Annotated in this window: 19 protein-coding genes; all 19 read left to right on the forward strand. The window is 57.7% G+C overall.

Going from position 1 to position 26,301, the window contains the following annotated elements; translation table 11 throughout:
- The first annotated feature begins 188 nt into the window (after positions 1 to 188).
- The gene (locus HWX48_RS04905) at positions 189 to 725 is read left to right on the forward strand and encodes a hypothetical protein (protein WP_175955200.1); all 537 of its coding nucleotides are present in this window, start codon (positions 189 to 191) and stop codon (positions 723 to 725) included.
- Complete coding sequence (locus HWX48_RS04910; RefSeq protein ID WP_175955201.1) at positions 725 to 1,498, forward strand: hypothetical protein; 774 nt, start codon at positions 725 to 727, stop codon at positions 1,496 to 1,498. Before HWX48_RS04905 ends, HWX48_RS04910 begins: the two co-directional genes overlap by 1 nt.
- Positions 1,495 to 1,809, forward strand: a complete 315-nt coding sequence (locus tag HWX48_RS04915; protein WP_175955202.1) for a hypothetical protein — start codon at positions 1,495 to 1,497, stop codon at positions 1,807 to 1,809. The genes HWX48_RS04910 and HWX48_RS04915 overlap by 4 nt, the downstream gene beginning before the upstream one ends.
- Before the next feature lies 1 nt (position 1,810).
- A complete protein-coding gene (locus tag HWX48_RS04920) occupies positions 1,811 to 2,950 on the forward strand; it encodes a hypothetical protein (RefSeq protein ID WP_175955204.1) in 1,140 nt (379 codons plus the stop codon).
- Between the two features lie 9 nt (positions 2,951 to 2,959).
- Positions 2,960 to 3,445, forward strand: coding sequence for a hypothetical protein (locus tag HWX48_RS04925; protein WP_175955207.1), 486 nt, complete (start codon positions 2,960 to 2,962; stop codon positions 3,443 to 3,445).
- Positions 3,446 to 3,850: 405 nt separating this feature from the next.
- The gene (locus HWX48_RS04930) at positions 3,851 to 4,231 is read left to right on the forward strand and encodes a hypothetical protein (protein WP_175955209.1); all 381 of its coding nucleotides are present in this window, start codon (positions 3,851 to 3,853) and stop codon (positions 4,229 to 4,231) included.
- Positions 4,232 to 4,389: 158 nt separating this feature from the next.
- Entirely contained in the window at positions 4,390 to 4,704 is a 315-nt protein-coding gene (locus HWX48_RS04935; protein ID WP_175955202.1) for a hypothetical protein, read from the forward strand.
- 1 nt (position 4,705) lies between these two features.
- Positions 4,706 to 5,833, forward strand: coding sequence for a hypothetical protein (locus HWX48_RS04940; RefSeq protein WP_175955211.1), 1,128 nt, complete (start codon positions 4,706 to 4,708; stop codon positions 5,831 to 5,833).
- Between the two features lie 3 nt (positions 5,834 to 5,836).
- Positions 5,837 to 6,340: a hypothetical protein gene (locus HWX48_RS04945; protein ID WP_175955213.1), complete on the forward strand. Its 504-nt coding sequence runs from the start codon at positions 5,837 to 5,839 to the stop codon at positions 6,338 to 6,340.
- A gap of 298 nt (positions 6,341 to 6,638) precedes the next feature.
- A complete protein-coding gene (locus HWX48_RS04950; protein WP_175955215.1) occupies positions 6,639 to 7,127 on the forward strand; it encodes a hypothetical protein in 489 nt (162 codons plus the stop codon).
- Positions 7,128 to 7,434: 307 nt separating this feature from the next.
- Entirely contained in the window at positions 7,435 to 7,920 is a 486-nt protein-coding gene (locus HWX48_RS04955) for a hypothetical protein (RefSeq protein ID WP_175955217.1), read from the forward strand.
- A gap of 416 nt (positions 7,921 to 8,336) precedes the next feature.
- Positions 8,337 to 8,720 carry a hypothetical protein gene (locus HWX48_RS04960; protein WP_175955219.1) on the forward strand — a complete coding sequence of 128 codons (384 nt, stop codon included), beginning with the start codon at positions 8,337 to 8,339 and terminating at the stop codon, positions 8,718 to 8,720.
- A gap of 295 nt (positions 8,721 to 9,015) precedes the next feature.
- Entirely contained in the window at positions 9,016 to 9,477 is a 462-nt protein-coding gene (locus HWX48_RS04965; protein ID WP_175955220.1) for a hypothetical protein, read from the forward strand.
- Positions 9,478 to 9,630: 153 nt separating this feature from the next.
- A complete protein-coding gene (gene purF, locus HWX48_RS04970; RefSeq protein WP_175955655.1) occupies positions 9,631 to 11,151 on the forward strand; it encodes an amidophosphoribosyltransferase in 1,521 nt (506 codons plus the stop codon).
- Between the two features lie 87 nt (positions 11,152 to 11,238).
- On the forward strand, positions 11,239 to 12,444 hold the full coding sequence (gene purM, locus HWX48_RS04975; protein WP_175955222.1) for a phosphoribosylformylglycinamidine cyclo-ligase: 1,206 nt from the start codon (positions 11,239 to 11,241) through the stop codon (positions 12,442 to 12,444).
- Between the two features lie 492 nt (positions 12,445 to 12,936).
- Entirely contained in the window at positions 12,937 to 17,952 is a 5,016-nt protein-coding gene (locus tag HWX48_RS04980) for a collagen binding domain-containing protein (RefSeq protein WP_175955224.1), read from the forward strand.
- 89 nt (positions 17,953 to 18,041) lie between these two features.
- Positions 18,042 to 19,727, forward strand: coding sequence for a SpaH/EbpB family LPXTG-anchored major pilin (locus HWX48_RS04985; protein WP_175955226.1), 1,686 nt, complete (start codon positions 18,042 to 18,044; stop codon positions 19,725 to 19,727).
- A gap of 149 nt (positions 19,728 to 19,876) precedes the next feature.
- Positions 19,877 to 20,833, forward strand: a complete 957-nt coding sequence (locus tag HWX48_RS04990; RefSeq protein WP_175955228.1) for a class C sortase — start codon at positions 19,877 to 19,879, stop codon at positions 20,831 to 20,833.
- A gap of 292 nt (positions 20,834 to 21,125) precedes the next feature.
- Positions 21,126 to 25,886, forward strand: a complete 4,761-nt coding sequence (locus HWX48_RS04995) for a beta-galactosidase (protein WP_175955230.1) — start codon at positions 21,126 to 21,128, stop codon at positions 25,884 to 25,886.
- Positions 25,887 to 26,301 lie beyond the last annotated feature (415 nt).

Consider the following 26,301-nt stretch of genomic DNA (forward strand, 5'->3'; position numbering starts at 1 on the left):
TGCCTTCCGGGCTGGCAATTCGGTGTCTTTTTCGTGTGAGTGCCGCAGGAGTCCCCGATTGTCGACAGGACACCTTTTGCGTACTCCCTCGTAGCTTTGCAGGAGCAAACGCCTGCTAGGAGGCTGATGTTCTGACATCCTTTATACATGTGGAAACCTGTGAGAATTCGATTGAGGGGGAGGGCGTTTTGCTAGAGCCTGATTCTTGTGTGCTGGATGTGGTGCTTGCTGGCCGTTACTACGGAGTGAAGGCTCCTCGTGGGTGGGTTGAAGTATCCGATGCGCCTTTTTCGGAGATGATGCGTGGGAGCCTTGGGCCGGCGAAGGTGGATATGGTGTGCGCCGATGCTGACTTCGGTGACGGTTTTGCTCCCTCGTGTGTGGTGACGCTTCAGCCGGTGGGTGGGGGCTGTGAGGGGGAATGGTTTGAGGGGGCAACCCGTGCCTTGTTGGAGGGCATTCCTGGGTTTGTGTTACTGGATATGGGTGAGGCGGTGGATGCCCCTGAGGGGAACGTATTGCTGCTGGGTACCTACATTCTTGAGGATGAGTCCTTGACGTGTATGCAGTGTCTGTGGGTGGCCCCGGCTCCAGTGGATTCCCGCTCTGAACTAGTGGGGGTCACGGTGACCTTGACGTGTGCGACAAAGGATTTTCCGAGTGTTGGCGAGACACTGGTGCAGATGATGAGTTCCTGCGAGCGCATCTCTGAGGAGGAGCTCTGATGTTAGAAACGATGCAGATGGACGATGTCAGTGTTGACTTGTCGTTTTCTGAGTTTGATGCGCTGTCGGGGTGGTGTGTCCGTGGGGTGAAGCCTGGTTTTCTTGTGTCGCGGCGTTTGAAGAGTGCTGGGGTGTGGGATGCCGGTGAGCTGACCGATCTGGGGCGCGAACTTGTCGCTGGCCTTGTGGATGGCCACACCTATTTCAATACGATGAAATACAGTGCCTCCGGCATGGAACAGCTGATGATTTGGGCTGGTGGCGGCATGATGACGTGTGCCCGTCGGCACTCTCGGAGTGTGCGCGTGTGGTCTGCTCAGTCGTGTGAGTTACCTGCGATTTTGGCGCATTTTCTGGGGTTCGTCCCGAGGGTAACGTATTCGTGCGGCCCGTACGCTCTGCCTGCCGAAGTGGGGCAGTTGATCGTTCAGGGCAATGTGGCAGGGTTGAGGCTTCTCTTGGGGAATGTTGGCCTGGAATACGAGGCTTCCCCGCCGCAAGGGGAAGTGCCTGTAACGCCCTTGAGTTATGGGTTGAGTCGGGAGTTGTGGGAGCTGAGTCTGGTGCAGGTCTTTCCTTTTGGGGTGGGGCGCACGGAGGCGCAGAAGGATGATGTGGATCGAAGCCTGGTCTACCTGATGGTTCCTGAGTCGATGTATGCGGTGCAGGGGCAACACGATGAGGCAGGAAACCTGGTGGGCTACAACGTGAGTTCGACACGCCCGTTGATGGAATGGGGGCGGCTGATTGACATATGTGGGGGTGTGTTGTGAGCGAGTTTGAGTGGCATGTTGGTCCTGCGACGACGGCGGCGCGGATTCTTGAGGGTACTTCTGAAGAGCTTTCGCGGGAGGTTCCCGCAGTGAAGGTGAGCGCGTTTTGGCGTTCGCAAAGCAGTGTTGTTGAGGCCTTTGGCCGCATGGAGCAGCTCAGGACGATCATTGCTGATGAGAGTGGGCAGTGTGCTCAGAGTATCCGTCTAGCATCGGAGCGTTTTATTCACTGTGATCAGGATGTTGCTGATCGGGTTGACCTGATGCGGCAAGAGATCCGGGACGCGCCACAGGAAGCTTGGGGGTGGTGACGTGATGCTTCTGACGGAGGCCTATTGGGACACTGCTGAGATTGATATTTTTGCTTATGAGTTGTTGCTTGCTAGGAACCGCGCCCGCAAGGTTGATAACTATCCGCGTAACGCGAGTGGGATTTTTGAGCAGATGTGTGGAGAGACTGCTCGGGCAGCAAGTATCCATAGCGGTAATATTGGCAAGCTTTTGGATGAATATATTGATGATGTGAGCGCTTTTGAACGTGCCACCTCAGGTTTGGTGGATGATTGCCGGTGGGTGGATAACGCCTTGGAGGAAGCGCGTATCCAGGCGAGTCAGGGTGGTCTTCGCGTGGATGATCAGGCGATCTACCCGCCCTATATTTTGGATGTTGATCCAGATACCTACGAACGTCAAATGGCGGTGTATGTGAAGGTTGAGGAGAAGGTTGCTTTCGCATACCAGCGTGCTGAGGAAGCATTCGCGCTTTTCAGTGATAGCTGCGGAGGATTGTTTGCCAAGCTTCTTCCTGATGGTGGGCTTGCACAGGCTCTAAAGGAAGAGGTTGTCCCTGAGGATGAGGCGGGGTGGACGATATGGTGGACTGGGCGCGTTGATGATGCTGGAAGTGGAGTGCAGTGGGCTTACCGCCGCGCCACTGATGCTGAGCTGAGAATTCCGGTGGGGGTGGGGGCAGATGGCAAGGGTGGCGTCATGTATAGAGCCCCGAGGACTGTGTTCGAGAAGGTGATGCACCAGGGCAATGTGGAGAATTGGCTGCCGGGGCAGAAACCAGCCCCAACGTGGTTAGGGAAAGCTTCGAACTTTGCTGCCAAGCATGCTGACACTCTTAAATGGGGTGCGCGTATCGGTGGTGGTCTGGCCTTCGCGGTCGGTGCTTATGAACAGTGGCAAGAGGACTCGCTTAACCCGGATTTGAGTAATGGGCAGCGCGTAGCACGGGCAGGCGTGACAGGTGTTGCAACGGCAGCTGGCGGCTATTTTGGTGCTTCCGGCGGAGCATTTGTGGGGGCGACTATGGGAGGATTCTTTGGACCAGTCGGTGCCCTTATCGGTGGTATTGCTGGTGGAATTGTTGGTGGGGCTCTGGGAGCTTACCTGGGGGAGTCCGCAGCCGACGCTGTAATTAATAGTGCCGCTCCGATGCATGGATAAGGGGGAAGAATGGGGTTTAAAAGCGCATTGATGTGCGCCTTTGGTGTGCTGTTGATAAGTAACTGGTGGTTCGCAATGTTTTCGGACTCTGGGGCTGGTCAGATGGCGCGCGCAATGAGCAAAAAGGCTGCTCATGGGAAGAACTTCTTTTCTCTTGGTTTGCCGTCGGCGGGCATCGTTTTTCTGCTCACGGGGTTGTTGATCTTTGCTGGTGGCTCGGGTGTATTTGGGGCGTTCATGATTACGCTGAACTATTTGATACTTACTTTTTTTATCCTAATGGTGCTTTCCTTTCTGCCGTTTTCTTTGCCGGTGTGGATGTATCCGGAGTATCACTTGGCGAGGCGTGAGCGTGTTCGTGCGGAGAGGTTGGCTCGTGGTGAGGTGGTGAAGATGCCGTCTTCTGGCAGGGTTGCTGTGGAGGCTCAGCGTCTTGAGCAGATTGTGCGGGAGCGGGAAGCTGCTCAGCGTGCTGATAAGGATTCTTCCCGATAGTGGGGTCGGGTTGGTGTGTTGATGATCGGTGGCGACGGGATTCGATAGATCCCGAGTTGAGTGATGGAAAACGTGTACTAAGGGCCGGGGTGATAGGGACGTTGACTGCGGCTGGAGGTTGGGGTGGCGCAGCTGCAGGGGCGTGGGCTGGTGCGACTGTAGGTGCTTTCGCCGGGCCTATCGGTGCTCTCATTGGTGGCATTGTTGGAGGCATTCTGGGCGGAGTAGGCGGAGCCTATTTGGGAGAGAACCTCGCGGATCGTTTTAATGATAGTTTCATTGTGTGAGAAGGGGAGCAGAATGGGGTATGACTATTTGATTGGGTTCCTTGTAGTGTCGGGGATCTTAGCCAATTGGTGGTTCGCAATGTTTTCGGACTCTGGGGCTGGTCAGATGGCGAGGGGTATGAATAAGATTCAACGCCATGGAAAGAATGTTACCGCATTGTTTCTACCCGGCTTTGGAATGGGCGCGGCTTTCCTTATGGTATTGAAGATCTCCGTGGATCTTGGAGTTGCAGTGCAGTTGGGTAAAGTCTTTGGTGTTATCGGCATAGCGATGTGCTGTATCGGATTTTTGGGTTTTCTTCCGATTCCTTTGCCACGTTGGATGTATCCGGAGTATCACTTGGCGAGGCGTGAGCGTGTTCGTGCGGAGAGGTTGGCTCGTGGTGAGGTGGTGAAGATGCCGTCTTCTGGCAGGGTTGCTGTGGAGGCTCAGCGTCTTGAGCAGATTGTGCGGGAGCGGGAAGCTGCTCAGCGTGCTGATAAGGATTCTTCCCGGTAGTGGGGTTGGGTTGGTGTGCTGATGATCGGTGGCGACGGGATTCGATAGATCCCGAGTTGAGTGATGGAAAACGTGTACTAAGGGCCGGGGTGATAGGAACGTTGAATGCGGGCGGAGGCTGGCTCGGTGTGGTTGATTGACATATGTGGGGGTGTGTTGTGAGCGAGTTTGAGTGGCATGTTGGTCCTGCGACGACGGCGGCGCGGATTCTTGAGGGTACTTCTGAAGAGCTTTCGCGGGAGGTTCCCGCAGTGAAGGTGAGCGCGTTTTGGCGTTCGCAAAGCAGTGTTGTTGAGGCCTTTGGCCGCATGGAGCAGCTCAGGACGATCATTGCTGATGAGAGTGGGCAGTGTGCTCAGAGTATCCGTCTAGCATCGGAGCGTTTTATTCACTGTGATCAGGATGTTGCTGATCGGGTTGACCTGATGCGGCAAGAGATCCGGGACGCGCCACAGGAAGCTTGGGGGTGGTGACGTGATGCTTCTGACGGAGGCCTATTGGGACACTGCTGAGATTGATATTTTTGCTTATGAGTTGTTGCTTGCTAGGAACCGCGCCCGCAAGGTTGATAACTATCCGCGTAACGCGAGTGGGATTTTTGAGCAGATGTGTGGAGAGACTGCTCGGGCAGCAAGTATCCATAGCGGTAATATTGGCAAGCTTTTGGATGAATATATTGATGATGTGAGCGCTTTTGAACGTGCCACCTCAGGTTTGGTGGATGATTGCCGGTGGGTGGATAACGCCTTGGAGGAAGCGCGTATCCAGGCGAGTCAGGGTGGTCTTCGCGTGGATGATCAGGCGATCTACCCGCCCTATATTTTGGATGTTGATCCAGATACCTACGAACGTCAAATGGCGGTGTATGTGAAGGTTGAGGAGAAGGTTGCTTTCGCATACCAGCGTGCTGAGGAAGCATTCGCGCTTTTCAGTGATAGCTGCGGAGGATTGTTTGCCAAGCTTCTTCCTGATGGTGGGCTTGCACAGGCTCTAAAGGAAGAGGTTGTCCCTGAGGATGAGGCGGGGTGGACGATATGGTGGACTGGGCGCGTTGATGATGCTGGAAGTGGAGTGCAGTGGGCTTACCGCCGCGCCACTGATGCTGAGCTGAGAATTCCGGTGGGGGTGGGGGCAGATGGCAAGGGTGGCGTCATGTATAGAGCCCCGAGGACTGTGTTCGAGAAGGTGATGCACCAGGGCAATGTGGAGAATTGGCTGCCGGGGCAGAAACCAGCCCCAACGTGGTTAGGGAAAGCTTCGAACTTTGCTGCCAAGCATGCTGACACTCTTAAATGGGGTGCGCGTATCGGTGGTGGTCTGGCCTTCGCGGTCGGTGCTTATGAACAGTGGCAAGAGGACTCGCTTAACCCGGATTTGAGTAATGGGCAGCGCGTAGCACGGGCAGGCGTGACAGGTGTTATGACAGCAGGAGGCGGTTATGGTGGCGCGTATGGTGGAGCTTTAGCAGGAGCGGCTGTAGGAGGATTCTTTGGACCAGTCGGTGCTGCTGTTGGTGGAATTGTTGGTGGAATTTTTGGTGGGGCATTAGGAGTGTATTTGGGTGATCAGGGAGCTGATATCTTAAACGGTTTATATTGTTAGGGTATGGAGAAAGGTGGTTCGGTGGATTATAGAGCCCTTTGGATGATAATATTTGGCGCTGCCCTTCTTGTGGTCTGGTGGTTCGATATGTTTTCTGATTCCGCTTTTGGGCAGATGGGGCGCTCTGTGGCGAAGTGGCAACGGCAAGGAAGGAATGTAATAGCCCTTTTTTTACCGGGTTTTTCCGCTGGGATGATTCTGCTTGCAGTGGTCGATCTTTTATCGACTTTAAATGTCCCAGATCTTGTAACAAATGGGGTTGGATTCGTTGCTGTAGGGGTTCTTCTGGTCGCCTTTCTCGGGTTTCTTCCGATTCCTTTGCCGCGTTGGATGTATCCGGAGTATCACTTGGCAAGGCGTGAGCGTATTCGTGCGGAAAAGCTTTCTCGTGGTGAGGTGGTGAAGATGCCGTCTTCTGGGCGGGTTGCTGTTGAGGCGCAGCGTCTTGAGCAGATTGTGCGGGAGCGGGAAGCTGCTCAGTGTGCTGATGAGGATTCTTCCCGATAGTGGGGTCGGGTTGGTGTGTTGATGATCGGTGGCAAGAGGACTCGCTTAACCCGGATTTGAGTAATGGGCAGCGCGTAGCACGGGCAGGCGTTTCTGGTGTTATGACGGTAGGAGGTGGTTATGGTGGCGCATACCTCGGAGCGTCCTTCGGTGCGACTATCGGGGCATTCGGCGGTCCTATTGGTGCTGCTGTTGGTGGAATCGTTGGAGGAATTGTTGGTGGGGCCCTAGGGGCGTATGGTGGAGAGACTTTTGCTGATTTTCTCAATGAGAGCTATAGCCGGATAGGAGCGCATGAATGAACTCTGACTTCTTGATTGCCGCCTCATTTTCGGTGGCTTCTCTTGCTACGTGGTGGTTCGTGATGTTTTCGGATTCCGGGTTTGGTCAGATGGCGCGGGCTATGGCGAAAAAAGGCAGATACGGGAAGAACTTTAATGCTTTGTTTATTCCTGGCTTTGGATTGGGGGGAGCGCTCATTTTGTTGATGAAGATTCTCCTGGATCTTGGTGTATCGGCACAGTTAGCTAAAGGTTTTGGTGCTGTTGGGGCGATGGTAATTGCTGCTGCTTTTCTCGGTCTTTTCCCGATTCCTTTGCCGCGTTGGATGTATCCGGAGTATCACTTGGCTAAGCGTGAGCGTATTCGTGCGGAAAAGCTTGTTCGTGGCGAGGCGGTGAAGATGCCGTCTTCTGGCAGGGTTGCTGTGGAGGCTCAGCGTCTTGAGCAGATTGTGCGGGAGCAGGAAGCTGCTCAGCGTGCTGATAAGGACGAGTCTTCCCGGTAGTGGGGTGGGGCTGCTGGGGGTGGTGTGCTGACAATCAGTGGCAAGAGGACTCGCTTAACCCGGATTTGAGTAATGGGTAGCGCATTTTAAGGGCTGGTGTTACGGGAGGAATGACTGCGGCTGGAGGTTGGGGTGGCGCAGCTGCTGGCGCATATATAGGTGGTGGTCTTGGAGGTTTTTTGGGTCCAATAGGTGCTGCCGTTGGTGCGATTGCCGGAGGTCTTATCGGTGGTGTCATAGTGGCGCATTTTGCCGAGCAGGGGGCAAGCTTAGTGAATGAAACTTTCATCACAGAAGGGTGACTGTCGTGGCATCAGTTTACTTTCTAGGTCTTTTTGCAATAATTGGCCTGGTCGTGTGGTGGTTTGGGATGTTCTCTGACTCGGGGTTTGGGCAGATGATTCGGGCCATGAACAAGAGTTCTTCGCGGGGGAAGAATGAGTTTTCTCTCTCTTACCCGGCTGTTTGGTGTATGTTCCTATTCCTGCTTTTGTTGCTGGTTACAAGGGACCTAGATCTTCCGAAAAGCGTGGCCGTGATTGGTGTTACTGGACTTTTGGGTTGCGTAGTATTTTTCATCCTCGGCTTTTTTCCGTTTTCTTTGCCGCGTTGGATGTATCCGGAGTATCACTTGGTGAGGCGTGAGCGTGTTCGTGCGGAAAAGCTTGCTCGTGGTGAGGTGGTGAAGATGCCGTCTTCTGGCAGGGTTGCTGTGGAGGCTCAGCGTCTTGAGCAGATTGTGCGGGAGCAGGAAGCTGCTCAGCGTGCTGATAAGGACGAGTCTTCCCGGTAGCAGGGTGGGGCTGCTGGGGGTGGTGTGCTGACAATCAGTGGCAAGAGGACTCGCTTAACCCGGATTTGAGTAATGGGCAGCGCGTAGCACGGGCGGGCGTGACGGGTGCTCTCGCAGCAGGTGGAGGGTTCTTGCTTGCTTCGTGGGGTGCCGTAGGTGGTGCGAGTATTGGCGCGTTTGGTGGACCAGTCGGTGCCCTTATCGGAGCTGTTGCTGGAGGTATCCTTGGCGGAGTAGGAGGTTCCTACGGCGGTGAATGGCTTGGCAAGAGGGTTAACGCGCGGCTTCTGTCGTAGAAAGGTGTTATTAAGTTGGATTATAGGAGTTTGTTTGTTTTTCTAGGCGGTTTACTCTTATTGATTTCTTGGTGGTTTGAGATGTTTTCTGACTCAGGGTACGGGCAGATGACGCGGGCCATGAAGAAACAAGGTGGTTATGGGAAGAATTTCTCTGCACTGGCGTTGCCTGCGGGAGGGATCTGTGCCGTATCGGGCGGGCTTTTGATGTTCGGAGGTGAGGCTGCTTTTCCGATTTGGGCTGTAGATACTTTTGGCTATTTGACGCTTACTTTTGCTGTAGCAACGGGTCTTGGGTTTCTTCCTGTTCCTTTGCCGCGTTGGATGTATCCGGAGTATCACTTGGCGAGGCGTGAGCGTATTCGTGCGGAGAGGTTGGCTCGTGGTGAGGTGGTGAAGATGCCGTCTTCTGGGCGGGTTGCTGTGGAGGCTCAGCGTCTTGAGCAGATTGTGCGGGAGCAGGAAGCTGCTCAGCGTGCTGATAAGGACGAGTCTTCCCGGTAGCGGGGTTGGGTTGGTGTGTTGATGATCGGTGGCAAGAGGACTCGTTTAACCCGGATTTGAGTAATGGGCAGCGCGTAGCGCGGGCAGGCGTTTCTGGTGTTATGACAGCAGGAGGCGGTTATGGTGGCACGTATGGTGGAGCTTTAGCAGGTGCGGCTATCGGAGGATTTCTTGGGCCAATAGGTGCTGCCGTTGGCGGGATTGCTGGAGGGCTCATCGGCGGGGCTATGGGTGCCTATGTCGCAGATGAGTTTGCTGATTGGGCGGTCAATAGATTTCTGTAGGGGGTGTCGTGGTGTCCAATATAGTTATGGCATTCATAATTTCTGGACTTTTGCTGGTGTCATGGTGGTTCGAGATGTTTTCGGACTCTGGCTTTGGGCAGATGGCGCGGGCTATGAATAAAAAAGGTAGGTATGGGAAAAATGTCATCGCGTTAATGGTTCCGGCAATAGGATCTTCTTTTTTGGTTTGGGCGATCGCATTGATTGTTGAATCGGTGGGATTCTCAGAGCTGTCGATCGATGTGCTGGGCTATGTCGCGTTAGTCCTTTTTGCCATTGGTCTCGTTGGTCTTTTTTCGATTCCTTTGCCGCGTTGGATGTATCCGGAGTATCACTTGGCTAAGCGTGAGCGTCTTCGTGCGGAAAAGCTTGCTCGTGGCGAGGCGGTGAAGATGCCGTCTTCTGGCAGGGTTGCTGTGGAGGCTCAGCGTCTTGAACAAGCCCTCCGGAGACAGTCAGACAAAAACGAGTGACAGACACGTAAGCGAGCGCTCAGTGCGTGCGGTCAAGATGCGACGGACACCTCTGACGAATGGTGGACGAGAGCGCGCACCGCGCACGCCCTGTGGCACAGTAGGAGTGTGCAAACATGCCCCGTGGAATCCGGCCATGTACCTACTACTGAAATGCCATTCGGTGATCCTTTTGAGGATGATCGCCCCCACGACCACTGTGGGGTTTTTGGCGTATGGGCGCCAGGTGAGGACGTTGCCCGCCTGACGTACTTTGGCTTATACGCCCTCCAGCACCGCGGGCAGCAGTCGGCTGGTATTGCGACCTCCGATGGAGAATCCCTGCTGGTCTACAAGGATCAAGGTCTGGTCAATCAGGTGTTCTCCGAGCAGACCCTCCAGGGCCTCAAAGGTCACATTGCGCTCGGCCACGTCCGCTACGCCACGACGGGTGCTGACACCTGGCGCAACGCCCAGCCCACCCTCGGCCCCACCCCGCGCGGCGCGATGGCACTTGGCCACAACGGTAACCTCGTCAACACGGAAGAATTGCGCGCCCTGGCCCACTCCGTGGCCGACGGCGAGGACGTTCAGCGTGGCGCCTCGACGGACACGTCGATTCTGACCGCCCTGTTGGGCCTGGCAGAGAGCTTGCCTGGCCCCCTGCCTTTCGTTGGCCAACCCCGCCCTGAGGGTGGACAGCCTGCTCCCAGCGCGCAGGAGCCCGTCGAGGACGCCGCCCCCCTCGTGCCCGCAGCCCTCAAGGTCCTGCCGCGTCTGCGAGGCGCATTCTCCCTGGTCTTTATGGACGAGACGGCGCTCTACGGTGCGCGAGACCCCCACGGCTACAGGCCGCTGGTGCTCGGTCGTCTGACCAGCGGCTGGGTCCTGGCCTCCGAGACCGCCGCCCTTGACCTCGTTGGCGCCTCCTTCGTGCGCGAGGTCGAACCGGGCGAACTCATTACCATCAACGCCTCTGGCGTCCACTCCTGGCACTTCGCCCCCACGCGCGCCAATACCTGCGTCTTTGAATACGTCTACCTTGCCCGCCCCGACACCGTCGTGGGAGGCCGCCAGATTGTCGCTGCCCGCCGCGAAATGGGTGCAATCCTCGCCCGGGAATGCCCCGCCGACGCCGACCTCGTCATGCCCACCCCCGATTCAGGCACCCCAGCGGCAATTGGCTACGCCCAAGAATCCGGTATTCCCTTCGCGCAGGGCCTGGTGAAAAACGCCTACGTGGGTCGCACCTTCATCGAACCCACTCAATCCCTGCGCCAACTCGGTATTCGCCTCAAGCTCAACCCCCTCCGTGAGGTGATTGAGGGCAAACGCCTGATCGTCATTGACGATTCGATTGTGCGCGGCAATACTCAGCGTGCGCTGGTCAAGATGCTCCGCGAGGCCGGCGCCGCCGAGGTGCATGTGCGCATCTCCTCCCCGCCGGTGGAATGGCCCTGCTTCTTCGGTATTGACTTCCCCACGCGCGCTGAACTCATTGCTTCCTCGATGAATGCTGAGGCGATCCGCGCGTGGATTGGCGCAGACTCCCTGGGCTACCTGTCCTTGGAAGGTATGGTGGAGGCTACCAAGCAGGGCACCAGCCTCTGCCTGGGATGCTTCACCGGTGAATACCCCGACCCGATCGAGAAGGGCACGCCAATTCCCGGCACGCCCGGGGCGACCACCTGCTGAGCCGCCCCCTGATCCCTCCCGCATTCGAAGGTTCCCACTCCTGACTTGCCCACTGCCGACCTTCCCCACTAGAGAAAGCCGATGACTATGAGCGACGCACCTGCCCTGGATTACGCTGCTTCGGGCGTAGATACTGCTGCGGGGGACCGCGCTGTTGAGCTGATGAAGAACGCAGTGACGCGCACTCATAACGCCACTGTCTTTGGTGGCACCGGGGGTTTTGCGGGCATGGTCGACGCTTCGGCTCTTCTGGGCATGAAGCGTCCGCTGTTGGCAACGTCCACTGATGGCGTGGGCACGAAGATCGCCCTGGCGCAGGCCATGGACGTGCATGACACCATTGGCCAGGACCTGGTGGGCATGGTCGTTGATGACATCGTGGTGGTGGGTGCCCGTCCAGTGTTGATGACGGACTACATCGCCTGCGGCAAGGTCGTGCCGGAACGTATTGCTGCGATCGTCACCGGTATTGCGCGCGCCTGCGCCGAGGTTGAATGTCCGCTGGTGGGTGGTGAAACCGCTGAGCATCCGGGCGTCATGGCGGAAGATGACTACGACATTGCTGGTGCGGCCACAGGTGTCGTTGATGCTGAACGCGTGCTGGGTCCTGCTCGCGTGGGGGAGGGCGATGTCCTGGTGGGCATTGCCTCTTCAGGCTTGCATTCGAATGGCTACTCTTTGGTGCGCAAGGTGCTGGAGGTTTCCGGGCTGGGTTTGGAGGCGCAGATGGCGGAGTTTGGCCGCACTCTGGGTGAAGAGCTTCTGGAGCCTACGCGCCTGTACACCAAGCTCTGCTTGGATCTTATTGAGGCAGTGGGGGAGGGCGAGCTCCTCGTACCGATGGAAGGTCCCGAGGCTGATGCTCTGCGCGCTCCGGGCCTGCATGGCGCGGCAACGGGTATCCACGCGCTCAGCCATGTGACCGGCGGTGGCTTGGGTGCGAATGTGTCGCGGGTGCTGCCTCGTGGTTTGGTGGCCGAGGTCGACCGTGGCGCTTGGGGTGTGCCCGCCGTGTTTGATTGGGTGCGGCGTGAGGGCAATGTGTCCTGGGAAGCCCTGGAGGATTCTCTCAACCTCGGGGTGGGGATGGTTGCCGTCGTCGGGCGCGACAGTGTGGATGCTGTGGTGGAGTCCGTGCGGGCGAGCGGTGTTGAGGCTGGGGTTATCGGTCAGCTGCGTGCGCTCGCCGATGACGAGGCTTCCCGCTTGGCCTGCGGCGAGCGTTTGATTGCGGGAATGAAGGGTGTCGATGCGGGGACGGTGCTGTTGCGCGGAGAGTACCGCCTAGCCTGAGATACTCCCCCTTGGGGTGTCTGAGAGTGTGAGGCTGCTGCGCGGCCATGCCGGTATTCAGTCTGAATATGTGGTCAGGCTTTTTATCCGGGCAAGTTATCTGGGAAGTTATCTGAGCAAGCGTGCCTTTTCGTGTGACGAATGTGCACTCAGTCGAAGATGTAAAAAACCCGAAAGATAATGTGACCAAATGGTAGGCCCCTGCTTTTATCTGTGCCCGTGAGGTTAATTCGCTGATGAGAGGCTCAATGAAGCGTGAGTATCTCGTCGGGTTGAGAGGCTGCTTCCTTGCCTTCATTGTGATGAATGTGACCAGGTGACCTGCTTATCGACCTATTTATTTCGGATGCTTAATCACATCGGGTGAATATCTTAACAAGAATTCGACATTGATTTGGCGGAAGAAGTGCATTAAATTTAGACCGTCCATCAACAATGTGTCAGTGTTCACCGCATGCGCTCGCCGCGTATGCGGTTGCCAGCGAGGTCGTAATGTCTCGAGGTAGCTATCGCCTTTCTATGGAGCGCGGCTCCACTACCCGCGTCACCTCACGCCTTTTTACCCTTTTCTTTGTCATTTTTCTCTGCGCTTCCCTCTTGGCAGCCAACGCTTTAGCCGCTGAGGTCACCGCACCCTCAACAGCGACCACATCTGGGGCGACCTCGTCGACGCCGACTCCGGAGGATGCGACGCCCTCTGAGGTCACCTCTGAGAACGAGCAACCAGGCTCTGCGGACTCCGATGCGGCTATGAGCGCCACCGATACTCCCGGGAATTCCCTTGAAAAGAGCGGTGACATTGCAGCAAGTGAAGAAGGCAACGCGAGTGCTCTCCCTCCACAGTCTGACGTAGAGAGCAAGGTATCTGCAGAATCCGCTCAGAGCGGCGTCCAAGCGGCCACCGAAGAAGAGAAAGTCGGAGAAAGCGAAGAAGCTCCGATGACGCCGGTTCACTCTCCCTTCCGGCGCGCACAGGGGCAGACCCAAGGCATCTCCGACAACGCAGACCTCTTTGAGTGCAGGGGCGGGCATGTCTACACCCTTTCAGAACATGGCCAGATCTATTACTTCACCGGCGGCCGGGTGAAGACAATCGGTTCGCAGATCCCAGCTCTTGGGAATGGGCGGGCAGCTAATGCCTTCGGTATCGACCTGGACGGGCGTAAAGCCTATGCGATCGTTCAAGGGGCAGGCTCTCAAGAAGTGCACCGCTACACGCTATCGCGAGGGTGGGAACAAGTCGGCAGCGTCACCAATCAACTGCTCAATGGCCGCATCACCTCAGGCGCAGTACACCCTCAAAACGATGAGTTCTATTTCGGTGGCTTCGATCTTCAAAACAGGCGCTATCGGCTCTGGCGCTATAGTCCCAGTGATGGAAGAGTCCAAGGTGGCGGGGGATTTCAGCTCAAAGGATTCACCCCCGCTGAAACAGGTGAGTCCGACATTGCCTTCGACATGTACGGCAATCTACGAATCATGGTCAGCGCCCGTTCAGGGAACTCAACGCGCCTTCAAATCTACGGGCTGAAAAGGGATGCTATTAACACCCTCGCTCAAAGTGGAATGCGCGTAGAAACAGGCACCAATGCGAGGCTCACCCTCATCCAAGACGTCACCAACGCGAGTGCTGGACTTACCGGCCTGACCATGCAAACCCATACCGCCGGAACGGAAGGTGTTGTGGTTGGACGAGACGCTACCAGTGCCCTCTATCGATCCAACCTCTCCCTGGCGGCAAGAAATCTCGAACGCAATGCGTTCTTCAACCAGCCCGACAATCAAGGGGTCATCTTCGCTGACGCGGCATCTTGTGAAGTGGACTTTGACATCCCCGGGGTGCATCGATACCGGCCGATGAGCATCGCATATTCAGGTATTGCCAGCCAGTATGGGATTGATGGCCAACCCTTCATCCCAGAGAGGAAATACTTCCTCAAAGGATTTACAGCACGAATCTTCCCTCGAGCCGTAGATAATCGCAGGATTGACCCTGCTTACATGAGAAGTCACACGTGGACCATCACAGAGTGTGAAGGAAGTGCCTGCGGCGCTGAACGCACTCAAGATATCAGCCCCGAATCAGGTGCCGCTACGGTATATCTTCCTCTGCTCACCGACTTGAACTACCGTGCACACTACTGTGTCGAATTAACCTCGCAAATCCCGACGGGCTATATCTTCCCGCAATCCGGGGAGAATCCTCGTGAGTACTGTGGCATATTGCCCAACAGTAATGCCAGCGGCGTGGGCAAAGTGGGTATGGAGACCTCCCTCCGACCCCTGGTCGGAGGCGTCCAATGGTCGAAGTTTGCTCAGCTGACAAAGGGTATCACTCGTCCCCTTCCCGGAGCTGAATGGCGAATCCGAGGCACCTATGACGCAGGTGGAGAGCAAAGAACTATCGATCAGCGCGTCGTTCCCTGTCAAGACGCCTCCTGCGTCCCCTGTAACAATTTCATGTGTCCATCAGTCCTATACGTCAAAAAGGACACCGCGTATTACAACATCATTCTTCCTCCGGGACGCTACACCCTGGAAGAGACGAGTGCGCCTCCTGGCTATGAGCGCAGGACCGATAAGATCCCCTTCACCGTCACGGTAGACACCACTAACGTCAATCCGAACGCCATCACTGTCCCCAAGGAACAACTCGGCACGATCAATAATCCTGCCTACGTCAGCCGAATCGACCTGCGAGTAGCGTTCACTGACTTCAGAGGCCAAAGACTCCCCGGTGATCAAACACCGACCCTGCAAGCGCGCTTTGAAGTGGAGAAGAAGGATCAAAGCGTATGGATCTCACCGGGTGGTGGAGACTTTCCTGCCGTCAGCAGCCTCGTGCAGATGAAGAAGCCCGGCAACTATTTCCCGGACCCGTGGTTCGTGCACTACTCCACATCCAATGCGTCGACACCGATCCGCTTCGAGGATGTCCTGCCCCCGAATTCAGGCTTTACACGCACGGGTGTTTCCTGCGTGGGGAAGAAGAGCGCGATCTCCTATCTCAGCGTCACGGGTACGGGCGCCCCTACAGCCAGGCCCGTGCCCAAGGGTGAAGAGATTGAGTGTTATGTTACCTACGTCAAAAATGCCACTACAGGTGCCATAACCTGGCAGAAGACCACAAGTGGCGGAACCCTTCTGCGCGACTCGCAGTGGCAATTGATCCCAGTTGGTCCAGGCCAGGGGAGTGCGAAAGAGGTTCGCGATTGTGTTGCCACAAGTGCCTCGCAATGCCCTGCCAATAGCTTCGACAAGGATCACCGAGCCGGATACTTCGACGTCCGAGACCTTCCCTTCGGTAGGTATCGCCTCGTTGAAACACAAGCGCCCACCGGCTACGACATCTCTCCAAATTACGCCCTCAATGGCCCGGCGCAGGTACGTGAAATCTCGGCGAACACACCTTTGGCTGACTTCGGCAAGATCACGAATGAGAAGAGCGCCATCCCCGGACAAACGCCCGTCAGTATCAAGGTCGTCATTGAACGAAGCTCAACGAGTGATGTCAACCCTGCTCTCACTCAGGTGAGTGTTCGTCAATCAGTCACCTCAACGGGAGCCCCCATTACCTTTGCGCATCACGCCGCGCCAGGAGGCGAATCGACCACTGCCGAGACTTTGCGCGCTGACGGCACGGTAGCACTGAGCAATACACTCAACTACGTCGACAACCGCCATCAGGCGACCTGGACGATCACCCCCACTCTTCCAGCAGACCGTAGCTACACCTTCGTGTCGGCCCGATGCACAGGAAAAAACAACAGGCAGTTCCTCAACTCCACCGCTCAGACAGCTGGTCTTACTCCAGCTGCCCTCACCACTCGGGCAATCCCTGCAGGGGAAAACGTCACCTGCGAATTACGCTACCGCCCGGCTGACATCACCAGCCAGATCTCAGCAACCATCAGTGTGGAGGACGAGCGCGGCAGACCGGTGTCATCCGAACAACATGGCATCACCCTTGGAATGAGGATTGAACCGGGCGCCACCCATGCGCGCTTCAACACAAGTCACCCAGCCCAGCTTCTTAAGACCCAAGAAAGCACGAGTCGCGGGACCTTCCCGCAGAACTGGATCATTTATCACGCCAACCCCACCGCGCAGCCACAGATCCGCTTCTCCCAGCAGATTCCACAAGGACGTCAGCTTCAATTCCTTTCCATGACCTGTCAGCGTCAAGGACAGGCAGCGGCCTTCTACACCAGTCAGGATCCTCAGCTGCCAGCCAGTAGCACAGGAATTGCCGCGAATTCGCGGATTGAATGTGCGCTCAGGTACCGTTTCTCCTCCACTGGATCTGCCAGCTGGTCCAAGGTGGACGCGCACGACACCTCCAAGACACTGGCAGGCTCTGCCTGGAGAATCAAACCCGTGGGCACCTCCCTGATGGTTGCCGAAGGCATCACCATCAGCGACTGCGTGGCAGCCACAGAATCCGCCTGCGCAAACCAGCACGATCGTGATCGACGCGAAGGACACTTCACAGTCACGAACATCCCTCTGGGTACCTACGACCTTATCGAGGAACAAGCCCCGAACGGTTACAGCAAGGCCCCCACCAAACGTTTCAGCCTCACCACAGGCCAGCAAGAACATGCCATAGGAGCCATCCCCAACAGCACCATCCTGCCGGAAGTGACGATCAGCGCTGAAGTCTTAGAAATCAGGATGGATGGGCGGCCGGACGCCCACAATAAGCACGCGGGATTCGGTATCGACGTGAGAGCCACCGCTGGAATCGACCACCTTTCGCCGCACGCCCCCAATACGCCTCTCATTGGCAAGCAAGGTATCACTGGGGCGGATTGGCAATCAGACACGACGTGGAAGGCACGACTGCATGAGGGACAGGCCAACGCAGGGATTACTGTCGATTCGCAGGTATCCCCCCACGCTCCCCATCTGAGGCGCGCCATGGCCCAATGTCAGCATGACCTGACTGCCAACCAGTTTGAAATCCTGGGATACACCTACATGGACGGCGAACTTGCGCTCACCGACGTACCTGCAGGCGCCCACATTCACTGCGTCTTCATCTACGCCCCTGAAGGCTACGAGGTGCCCGTCGACCTGCAATGGCGGAAAACTGACGCTCAACACAACCCGCTGCCGGGTTCGGAATGGACGCTGGCGCGCGGCGACCAGAGCCTTCCCATCATCGACTGCACCGATCCAGACCAGTGCGATGCTACCCATGACATTGACCCCCAACCGGGTGTGATCAGGATCGAAAGGCTTGCCCCCGGTGAGTACACGCTCACCGAAACAAAGGCGCCCCTGGGCTACGCCCTCGCCGCACCACAAACTATCCGCGTTCTCCCACGCCAAGATGTCACCGACCTAGGAGACATCGTCAACACGATGATCACGCCCCCCGCACTGCCTCTCACCGGCGGCGTAGGCGCGGACTACGTGCTGGCAACCGGTGCAGGATTCTTCCTCCTCTCCGGAATTGGCTGGGTCCTCTCACGCCGTCAAGAGAGGAAGAAACGCGCGATATAACCCCACAATCCCCCCGCCGCGCGCGGGTCAACACTCCTACACACAGTGTTTCGGGCATCAGCTGATGCCCTATTGGAAAGGAAAATCCCATGACACGACATCCCCTGTCGTTCCGGCACCGCGTGATTGCCGGAACGAGCGCTCTGGCCCTCGGCCTGGTGAGCGCACTCGGCGCGGCTGCGGCGGCCAACGCAGTGCAGGTTCCCAATACCGGCCTCATTGACGAAAGCCGCACCGGTACCCTCACCATCGTCAAACGAGCAGCCGGCGCCAACACCGCAGGCAGCATTGACGGTCAGGACGAAGGCACCGGCACTCCTCTGGCTGGCGCGCAGTTCGTCATCCACAAGATTGACGGCACCGATCTCAAGACCACTGCGGGGTGGGAAAAGGTCGATGCCCTCAAGCGAGTCAACCTCATGAATGCCTGCGCGAACGCAGATGCGCCCACCCTGAACGGGTACACCTTCTCTGACCCTAAGACCACGAGCCAGACCGCAGCAGGTACAGGTAAGACCACCCCTGTGAGCGGTCTAGCCCTGTCCGCCTACCTCGTGTGTGAAAAGGTCAAGCCCGCACAGGCACTCAAGCCCGCAGCACCCTTCATCGTCACCGTTCCGACACCCTTCGATAACGGCACCACCCCGTGGCTCTACGACATCACCGTCTACCCCAAGAATGTCGTGACAAACGCGCCGACCAAGACCCAGACCATTGACGCAAACGCGACCCTGGGCATCGCAGACCACGTCAAATTCGCCATCAGCGCCGTGGTGCCTGCGATTGACGTCAAAGAACACTTCAGCATGTTCACCCTTGCCGACCCCCTGCCGGGCGGCTTCGAGGACATTAAGATCACGGGCGTGACCCTCGCTGAAGCTGGTGGCGGTAACCCCGTTACCGTCACCGAAACCACGCATTACACGAAGAACATTGTCCAGGATAAGCACTGGGCTCAGATCATCTTCACGCGTGATGGCCTGAACCTCCTCAAGCAAAATGCTGGCAAGACCGTCACCATGTCCCTGGCAGCTACCGTCAAGACCCTGCCCGATGGCGTGGCGGACCGAGGCGTCCTCAAGAACACCGGTTACCTGATGTTTGACACCGTCATTCCTGGCGGCGATGAGCCCCCTCAGCCGACCACCCCTCCGATGACTCCTCCCGACAACCCTGGTGATGCGCCCAAGGTCCCCGACACACCCGGCACCCCTCCGCTGACCCCCACCAATAATGACGTGTACTCCAAGTGGGGCGGCTTCCAGATCCCCAAGGTCAACCAGGGGCACCCTGACCAGGTACTGCCCGGCGCCGAGTTCCAGGTATTCGTCGCAAAGGATCAATACGCTGCAGAATGCACCTCGCGTGAAACCACGGGCGAGGCACTGAGCTTTAAGAGCCCTACCGGCACCACTCAGACCCTCGTCACCGATGCTCAGGGCCTGCTCGTCGTGCCCGGCGTCCTCATCGACCAAAAGAGCGTCGCCTCCGGTCAGGATGCAGGATTGCAGTCTCACCGCTGCCTCGTCCTCGTCGAAACGAAGGCCCCCGCAGGCTACGTGAAGCCCTCCGGCGAAAACGCGAAGACTCCGATCAAGATCACCGGCGGGATGAGCACCTCCGATACCGCCATCTCCAACACCCAGCAGGGCGTACCCGAGCTGCCCATCACCGGTGCCAGCGGCCAGCTGCTGCTCACCGTTGGTGGCGTCGCCCTCCTGCTCTTCGCAAGCGGCGGATACCTCGTCAACCGTCGTCGCAGCGCACAAAAGTGAGGCACTAATACGCAACCGACACGCGTATAGTCACTCTATGTAAAGGTGGTGGGGGAAAGGCCGTAATCCTTTCCCCCACCACCTTGCTACGCCGACCTCCGCCAGCGCCCTGTCCACACTCCCCGGGGTCACTCCAAAGGACGCCACCTATGCTCGCCTCTCACGGACGCCACGTCGCTCACCGCAGGACCGCCACCACACGACGCGTATGGCGGCCCAACTTCCTTGCCTTGAGCACAGCCCTGTGCGCACTCCTGGGACTCATCTTCATCACCTACCCCACGGCGGCAGCCTGGCTGAGCCAATACAATCAATCCCTCATCGTCAGCGATTACAGCGAGCGCATCAAACAAACCGAGCCGAGCGGCGCAGAGCACCTCCTAGCCGCACGCAACTACAACGAGGCACTCACCGCCGGAGCCATCCTCGAAGCGAACACGAACGTCCCCACAGGTAATGGCAATAGCAGCGACCCGCTCTACGACTACAACACACTCCTCGCCGTCGACGGCACAAGCCTCATGGCGCGCATTCGGATTCCCTCCATTGAGCTTGATCTTCCCGTCTACCACGGCACCAGCGAAGCCACTCTCCTGAGCGGCATCGGACACCTGCGCGGCACATCCCTGCCTGTCGGAGGCGCTGGCACCCGCACGGTCCTGACCGGCCACCGTGGCCTAGCCAACGCAGAGATGTTCACCAACCTGGACCAGGTAGAAAATGGAGACACCTTCTCTATCGACGTCTTCGGAGAGACCATCACCTACCGGGTCTTTGACACGAAAGTCGTCGAACCCCACGAGACTGAGGCCATCCGCGCCGAAGAAGGCCGCGATCTGGCCACACTCGTCACTTGCACACCCCTGGGCGTAAATAGTCACCGTATTCTGCTCACCGGTGAACGGGTATTCCCCACACCCGACAATGAAATCATCGCGGCTCAGAAGGATCCGTCTATCCCACGTTTCCCGTGGTGGATTGTGTGGAGCCTTGCGGGGGTGCTGCTTCTTGCAAGCTACGTGTGGCGGTCAGGCCTACGCCCCCTCGCAGCCCCCACACCACCCGCGACCTCTCAGAGTGACGAAGTAGCATCAATGGCGCAATGACGCGAAAAATGACCAATCGGTTGTGAACATAGGAAGCAAAGTTGCTTCAAAAGGGTGATTCACGCTACCTTTTTTGGCAGGTGACTCTTATCCCATCAGCAAAGAGGCTTATCCTGAGGCGCGGGGGTCCAACCGCAATCTCTTCCAATCCAGTGCTGACCACCAGTGTTGTTTGGTCGCACCTACTGTGGAAGGTGACACGGCTCCTTCGCGTCTGTATGAGCCTCCACGCGCAACCTCGCGCGAAATCACCTACCTCATGACCTATCAACATCTGTGAAAGGACGCACCGATGCGCCTTGGCACTATGCATAGGCGGCGGCTTGCTGCGGCTACTGCCGTCTGCGGCCTCGCCCTCGCGGGTTTTATCCCACCCGCACAGGCCAACCCAGACGATATACCACCTGGAATCCCAGGACTCTCCGCGGTCACAGCACTACCACCCTCGAATATTTCCTTCCCAGGAAATGACGGACAGCCCCACACCGTCGGCTACGACAAGCACTCCTTCACCATTGACGGAGAACGCATCAATATCTGGTCAGGCGAGATCCACTATTGGCGAGCTCCTGATGTGAACTCATGGCGCGACCTCTTCCAAAAGATGCGTGCCATGGGCTATAACGGCGTCTCACTCTACTTCTTCTGGGGCCTGCATCAGAGCGAAGAAGGCGCACCTTTTGACTTCACTCCTGGCACCATTAAAGACCTTGACCTGCTGCTCACCCTGGCCAAGCAAGAAGGCCTCTACGTCATCGCCCGCCCCGGCCCCTACGTCAATGCCGAAATCTCCATGGGTGGTCTTCCCGCCTATATGACAAACTACTCGGCTGGCCTGCGGAGCACCGACCCTAAGGTCCTCAAGGCCTCCACCGACTGGCTGCGCGCATTCAACGAAATCGTCAAGAAACACCTGATTACCGACGGTGGCGGCTCCGTCATCCTCTACCAGGTGGAAAACGAACTCATCGCCGAGGACGCCAACAGGGGAGCTTTCCTCAAAGCTCTGGCAGACTTCGTCCGAAATGACGGCATCACAGTGCCGCTGTTCCACAATGACTATGGTCTGGGTGGTCGCTTCCACGACGTAAAGCGTTACGGGACGGACTTCTACGCCTATGACCGCTACCCCGTGGGCTTTAACTGCTCAGCGGGACGTAACACCATCCCCGACCTCGAAACACAATTCCGTACCTACGCGCCTGAAACACCCCACTTCATTACCGAATCTCAGGGCGGCGCATTCACCCCCTGGGGAGCGCGCTACAACGCCTCCGACTGCTACACCTACACTGACGAGGCTTTCACCCGCCAGTGGGGTGTGAACAATATTGGCAACGGTGTGACCGCCTTTAATTTCTACATGGCTTTTGGTGGCACCAACTGGGGGTGGACGGGTTCGCCCTCGTCAGGCTTCACCTCCTACGACTACGGTGCTGGCATCACTGAGGACCGCCAGCTCACCCCCAAGGCCTCGGTGCAAAAGGAAATCGGCTACTACACCAGGGCCGTCCCCGAGCTGGCGTCAATGGATCCCGTGCGGGCGCCTCGCCCAACCATGAATGCTGGTGCGGAGATCAGCGCCTACCAGCGTCAGGCCACAGATAAGGCCAACTCTGCCACGGGCAACGGCGTGCAGGTGCTTGCCTTCCGCCACCGCAACTCCAACGATCAAACGAACTCCACCTTCACTGTCCCCCTCTCTCTGGGGCGGGCTGCGGCCGCTGAGGAAGCCAGCTTCTCTCACGATGACCGCCACGAAGACATCCACTACACAGGGACGTGGGTTGACATCAACGAGGGCGGCGCCGCGAAGGGCACCTTGAAGCGGACCACGACAGTTGGCGATTCCCTGACCTTCACCTTCACCGGCCCAGGCCTGCGCATTATTACCGGCACCGGCGTTGACCATGGCGCATTTAGCGTACAGATTGACGACGAGCAGCCCGTCACGGTGAGCACGACAAAGGTTGACTCTGAACAGAACAAGCCCGAACAATTCGAGGCCTTCCGCGTAGAGAATCTCAGCAATACCCAACACACGCTGACGCTACGCAATGTTGGTACCGACCAGGCAACAACAGTCAGCATCGATGCCATTGATGTTTTTGCACCGGCAGCAACCGAGGCAGTCATCCACAATGATGCTGATGAGAGCTTCTTTACCTACACCGGCAACTGGACCCACGCTCGCGGGCAGCGCTGGACTGCTGGTGACATTAACGGGGATGAATCCTTCTCGAATACTCAGGGTGATTCCTACTCCTTCACCTTCACCGGCGTTGGCTTTGACCTCGTCGCCCCATGGTCAGAAAACCACGGATCGGCAACGGTTCGCGTCGACGGTGACATCGTTGGTCAAACCCGTGAAGAAACCACGAATGGTGCAACCCCTCAAAAGGACATCTTCTCCTGGCGGGCAGAGGACACCAGCACTCCCGCTCAACACACGGTGACGGTCACCAACGATGGCCAGGCATTCCCTCGTTCGAGCGGAACCTACACCTCCATTGATGCCGTGAGGGTTTTCCCCGACGCAAGCGCCCTGCCCAAGGAGAATAACGGCTTTGAGGAAGGTGAAATCGCCTGGGCTCGCGTGCCACAAAAGGAGGGCAGCTTCTTGACCTTGCATGGCCGTGATGCTCTGCTGCTCACAGCTGACCGCAATATTGACGGCCACGCACTGTACTACACGACCTCGCAGCTTTTTGGTGCACCGTTGAGCTTGGGTCAGAGCACCATGCAGTACATGCTGGGTGTTGATGGAGACGCAGGCGAAACGGTGTTGCATTACGATGCTGAGCCGACGGTGACCGTCCCTGAGGGCGCGCAGAAGCATTGGGATCCAGAACGCGGAGAGCTGCGTTTAAACTACACGCACTCGGCCACTCCCTTCGACATTACCGTCACCCCCGCTGGCGAGGACGGCCCTGCGCCTTTGAAGTTGCGCGTCATTGACCGCGTGGCGGCTCGGACCACGTGGCTGTTGGATTCTCAGGACTCTGAGGGTAACCCGGCAACGATCGCCGTCGAGGGCGCTGACCTTGCGCGTACTGTGAAGTACGAGGGCGCCACGGCAGCCCTGACCGGGTCGATGACTGCTGCCAAGAACATCACGGTGTTCCTGCCAGCAAACTACTCGACCGTGACGTGGAATGGTCAGGCTTTGGGGACCACTGAGGGTGATGCGCTCACTGCTGAGGTCCCCGGGCCGCAGGAGGTGACGGTCGCGCCTCTGACATTTGTTCGCGCTCAGGATCATGCTGAAGCTGCGGTCGATTTTGATGACTCCTCGTGGAAGACCATCACCGACACGGTGGCTGCGAACCCTCGCCATCAGGGCCCAGGGCCGCGCGCAGGAGTGGTGCTTGATTCGAACCATCATCGTTTCTATGAAGGGTCCGTCTGGTACCGGGCTCGCTATACCGCGGCCTCGGATAATCCGACGCTGAGTTTCACGGGTAATGGTGGCTCGGGGGTTCCCGGCCAGGGCCGTAATCCTGCGTTTATGCAGGTGTGGGTGAATGGCACCTATGTGGGGGCTCCTCGGGCTGAGGGTCGTCCCGTGCAGCTCACTGTCCCTGAGGGGCTTATTCGCGCTGGAGAGCCTGTGACGGTTGCGGTTTTGGTGCATAACCTGGGCCAGAACCTGGACTGGAGCGACAATGGCTTGTCTAAGCAGAACCGTGGCCTTTTTGACGCGGATCTGCGAGCCCGAGGTGGTGTGACGTGGAAGATTTCCGGTGCGACGTCGGCTGATGCTGCTGATCTGACGCGTAATCCTTCGGGGACGCTGTACAACAACGGCGGCCTGGGCGGAGAGAAGGCTGGCTGGCACATGCCTGCTTTTGATGATTCAGCGTGGACTGCCGCGCAGGATCTGCATTCTCCTGCGGGCGTGACCTGGTATCGCGCGAAGGTGAACCTGGATGTTCCGGCGACGCAGGATACGATCTTCCGTTTGGATGTGAATTCCTCTCGCTTTGCGCATTTGGCGGATCATTCTCAGGTGACGATCTTCGTCAATGGTTGGAATACGGGTGTCTACATTGGTAACCGTGGCCCGCAGACCTCTTTCGCTGTGCCGACGGCGTTCTTGAACCTCAATGGGCAGAACACCATTGCGGTGGCTGTGGCCGCTCAGGCGGACACAATGGGGCCCGAGTCACTGACCCTGCGGGCAGCGCATTCGAGCACCGTTCCGCAGCGAGTGGTGTCAACTGAGCCGCCTGCGCCGAATGAGCCGAATGAGCCGGGTGAGCCTGGTGGCCCGGGTGAACCCGGTGGGTCTGGTGAGCCTGGTGGGTCTGGTGAGCCTGGTGGGTCTGGTGAGCCTGGTGGGTCTGGTGAGCCTGGTGGGTCTGGTGAGCCTGGTGGCTCGACTCCTCAGCCGCCCACTGGCGGCACCGAGGAGCCCGAGAAGAAGCCGGAGATTTCGGGTGTTGTGGCTGCTCAGGAGATCCCCCAGAAGGGTGTTCTGACTGTGACCGTGAGCAAGCTTGCTCCGAAGGCGAAGGTTGCCATGGAGTTGCGCCGTCCCAAGATGAGTGGCGCGAGCGTCTTCCGCAGTGTGGCGTCCTTCTTCAGTGCCGCATCGTCTGACGAGGACGGTTTGCCGGTGTCGGTGAGTGCTGTCGCCAATGACGAGGGCGTGGCCACCTTGACCCTGAAGGTTCCTGCTGAGGTTGAGGCTGGTGCCGCCGAGCTGGCATTCAGCATTGAAGGCAAGGAAGTGTCCGCAATGCCAGTCACGATCGTTGCAGCTCAGGCGGGTGATGATGCGGGGTCTCAGACGCCGCCTCCAGGGAAGCCTGATTCTGGCAATAACGGCCAGGGCAAGCCTGACCAGTCCGGGAAGCCTAAGCCGCCGAGTTCCGATCAGAAGAAGGACAGTGGTGATGTGAAGGGCAGTGATGCTCAGACGTCGAAGAAGAGCAATGGTGTGCTTGCCTCAACGGGCGCGCACACCCTGGGTCTTGGCATCCTTGTTGTCGCAACGGTGGTGCTGGGGGGTCTGATGCTCATCCTGCGCAGAAGGAAGGACCTGAACTAAGGCATCTGGCCTCGCTCAGCTGCAGCTGACTCATCCTGCCGGGGTGTGTTCAGCTGCAGCTGAGTCATTGAGGCTGGGAGTGTGCAACTGTCTGGGTTCCTGGTTTGTGTCTGACTTCTGGGTCCGTGTGTGGGCGCGTGCTCTGTGGTTGGGTTCCTGGTTTGTGTCTGACTTCTGGGTCCGTGTGTGGGCGCGTGCTCTGTGGTTGGGTTTCTGGTTTGTGTCTGACTTCTGGGTCCGTGTGTGGGCGCATCTACCTCTTTGAGGTCTCTCCCAGAAACTGATGTGTTGCACAAGGCCTTTAGCTGCCTGATGTTGCCGGGGGGTGTGGGGATCGCAGATCCCCACACCCCCCGGCTTTGTGTGCCCACAGTAAATGCGCGTGGAGAGGATACCGGTGCCGCTGCCGGTCGAA

Origin of the sequence: Schaalia sp. Marseille-Q2122, from assembly GCF_903645355.1 — a bacterium.
Classification (GTDB): domain Bacteria; phylum Actinomycetota; class Actinomycetes; order Actinomycetales; family Actinomycetaceae; genus Pauljensenia.

What these genes read in the sequence shown, in the direction of transcription:
- HWX48_RS04950 (WP_175955215.1), top strand. Translation starts at nt 6,639, where the DNA reads ATGAACTCTGACTTCTTGATTGCCGCCTCATTTTCGGTGGCTTCTCTT.
- HWX48_RS04910 (WP_175955201.1), top strand. Translation starts at nt 725, where the DNA reads ATGTTAGAAACGATGCAGATGGACGATGTCAGTGTTGACTTGTCGTTT.
- HWX48_RS04985 (WP_175955226.1), top strand. Translation starts at nt 18,042, where the DNA reads ATGACACGACATCCCCTGTCGTTCCGGCACCGCGTGATTGCCGGAACG.
- purF (WP_175955655.1), top strand. Translation starts at nt 9,631, where the DNA reads ATGCCATTCGGTGATCCTTTTGAGGATGATCGCCCCCACGACCACTGT.
- HWX48_RS04930 (WP_175955209.1), top strand. Translation starts at nt 3,851, where the DNA reads ATGAATAAGATTCAACGCCATGGAAAGAATGTTACCGCATTGTTTCTA.
- HWX48_RS04995 (WP_175955230.1), top strand. Translation starts at nt 21,126, where the DNA reads ATGCGCCTTGGCACTATGCATAGGCGGCGGCTTGCTGCGGCTACTGCC.
- HWX48_RS04980 (WP_175955224.1), top strand. Translation starts at nt 12,937, where the DNA reads ATGTCTCGAGGTAGCTATCGCCTTTCTATGGAGCGCGGCTCCACTACC.
- HWX48_RS04925 (WP_175955207.1), top strand. Translation starts at nt 2,960, where the DNA reads ATGGGGTTTAAAAGCGCATTGATGTGCGCCTTTGGTGTGCTGTTGATA.
- HWX48_RS04990 (WP_175955228.1), top strand. Translation starts at nt 19,877, where the DNA reads ATGCTCGCCTCTCACGGACGCCACGTCGCTCACCGCAGGACCGCCACC.
- HWX48_RS04945 (WP_175955213.1), top strand. Translation starts at nt 5,837, where the DNA reads ATGGAGAAAGGTGGTTCGGTGGATTATAGAGCCCTTTGGATGATAATA.
- purM (WP_175955222.1), top strand. Translation starts at nt 11,239, where the DNA reads ATGAGCGACGCACCTGCCCTGGATTACGCTGCTTCGGGCGTAGATACT.
- HWX48_RS04960 (WP_175955219.1), top strand. Translation starts at nt 8,337, where the DNA reads ATGAAGAAACAAGGTGGTTATGGGAAGAATTTCTCTGCACTGGCGTTG.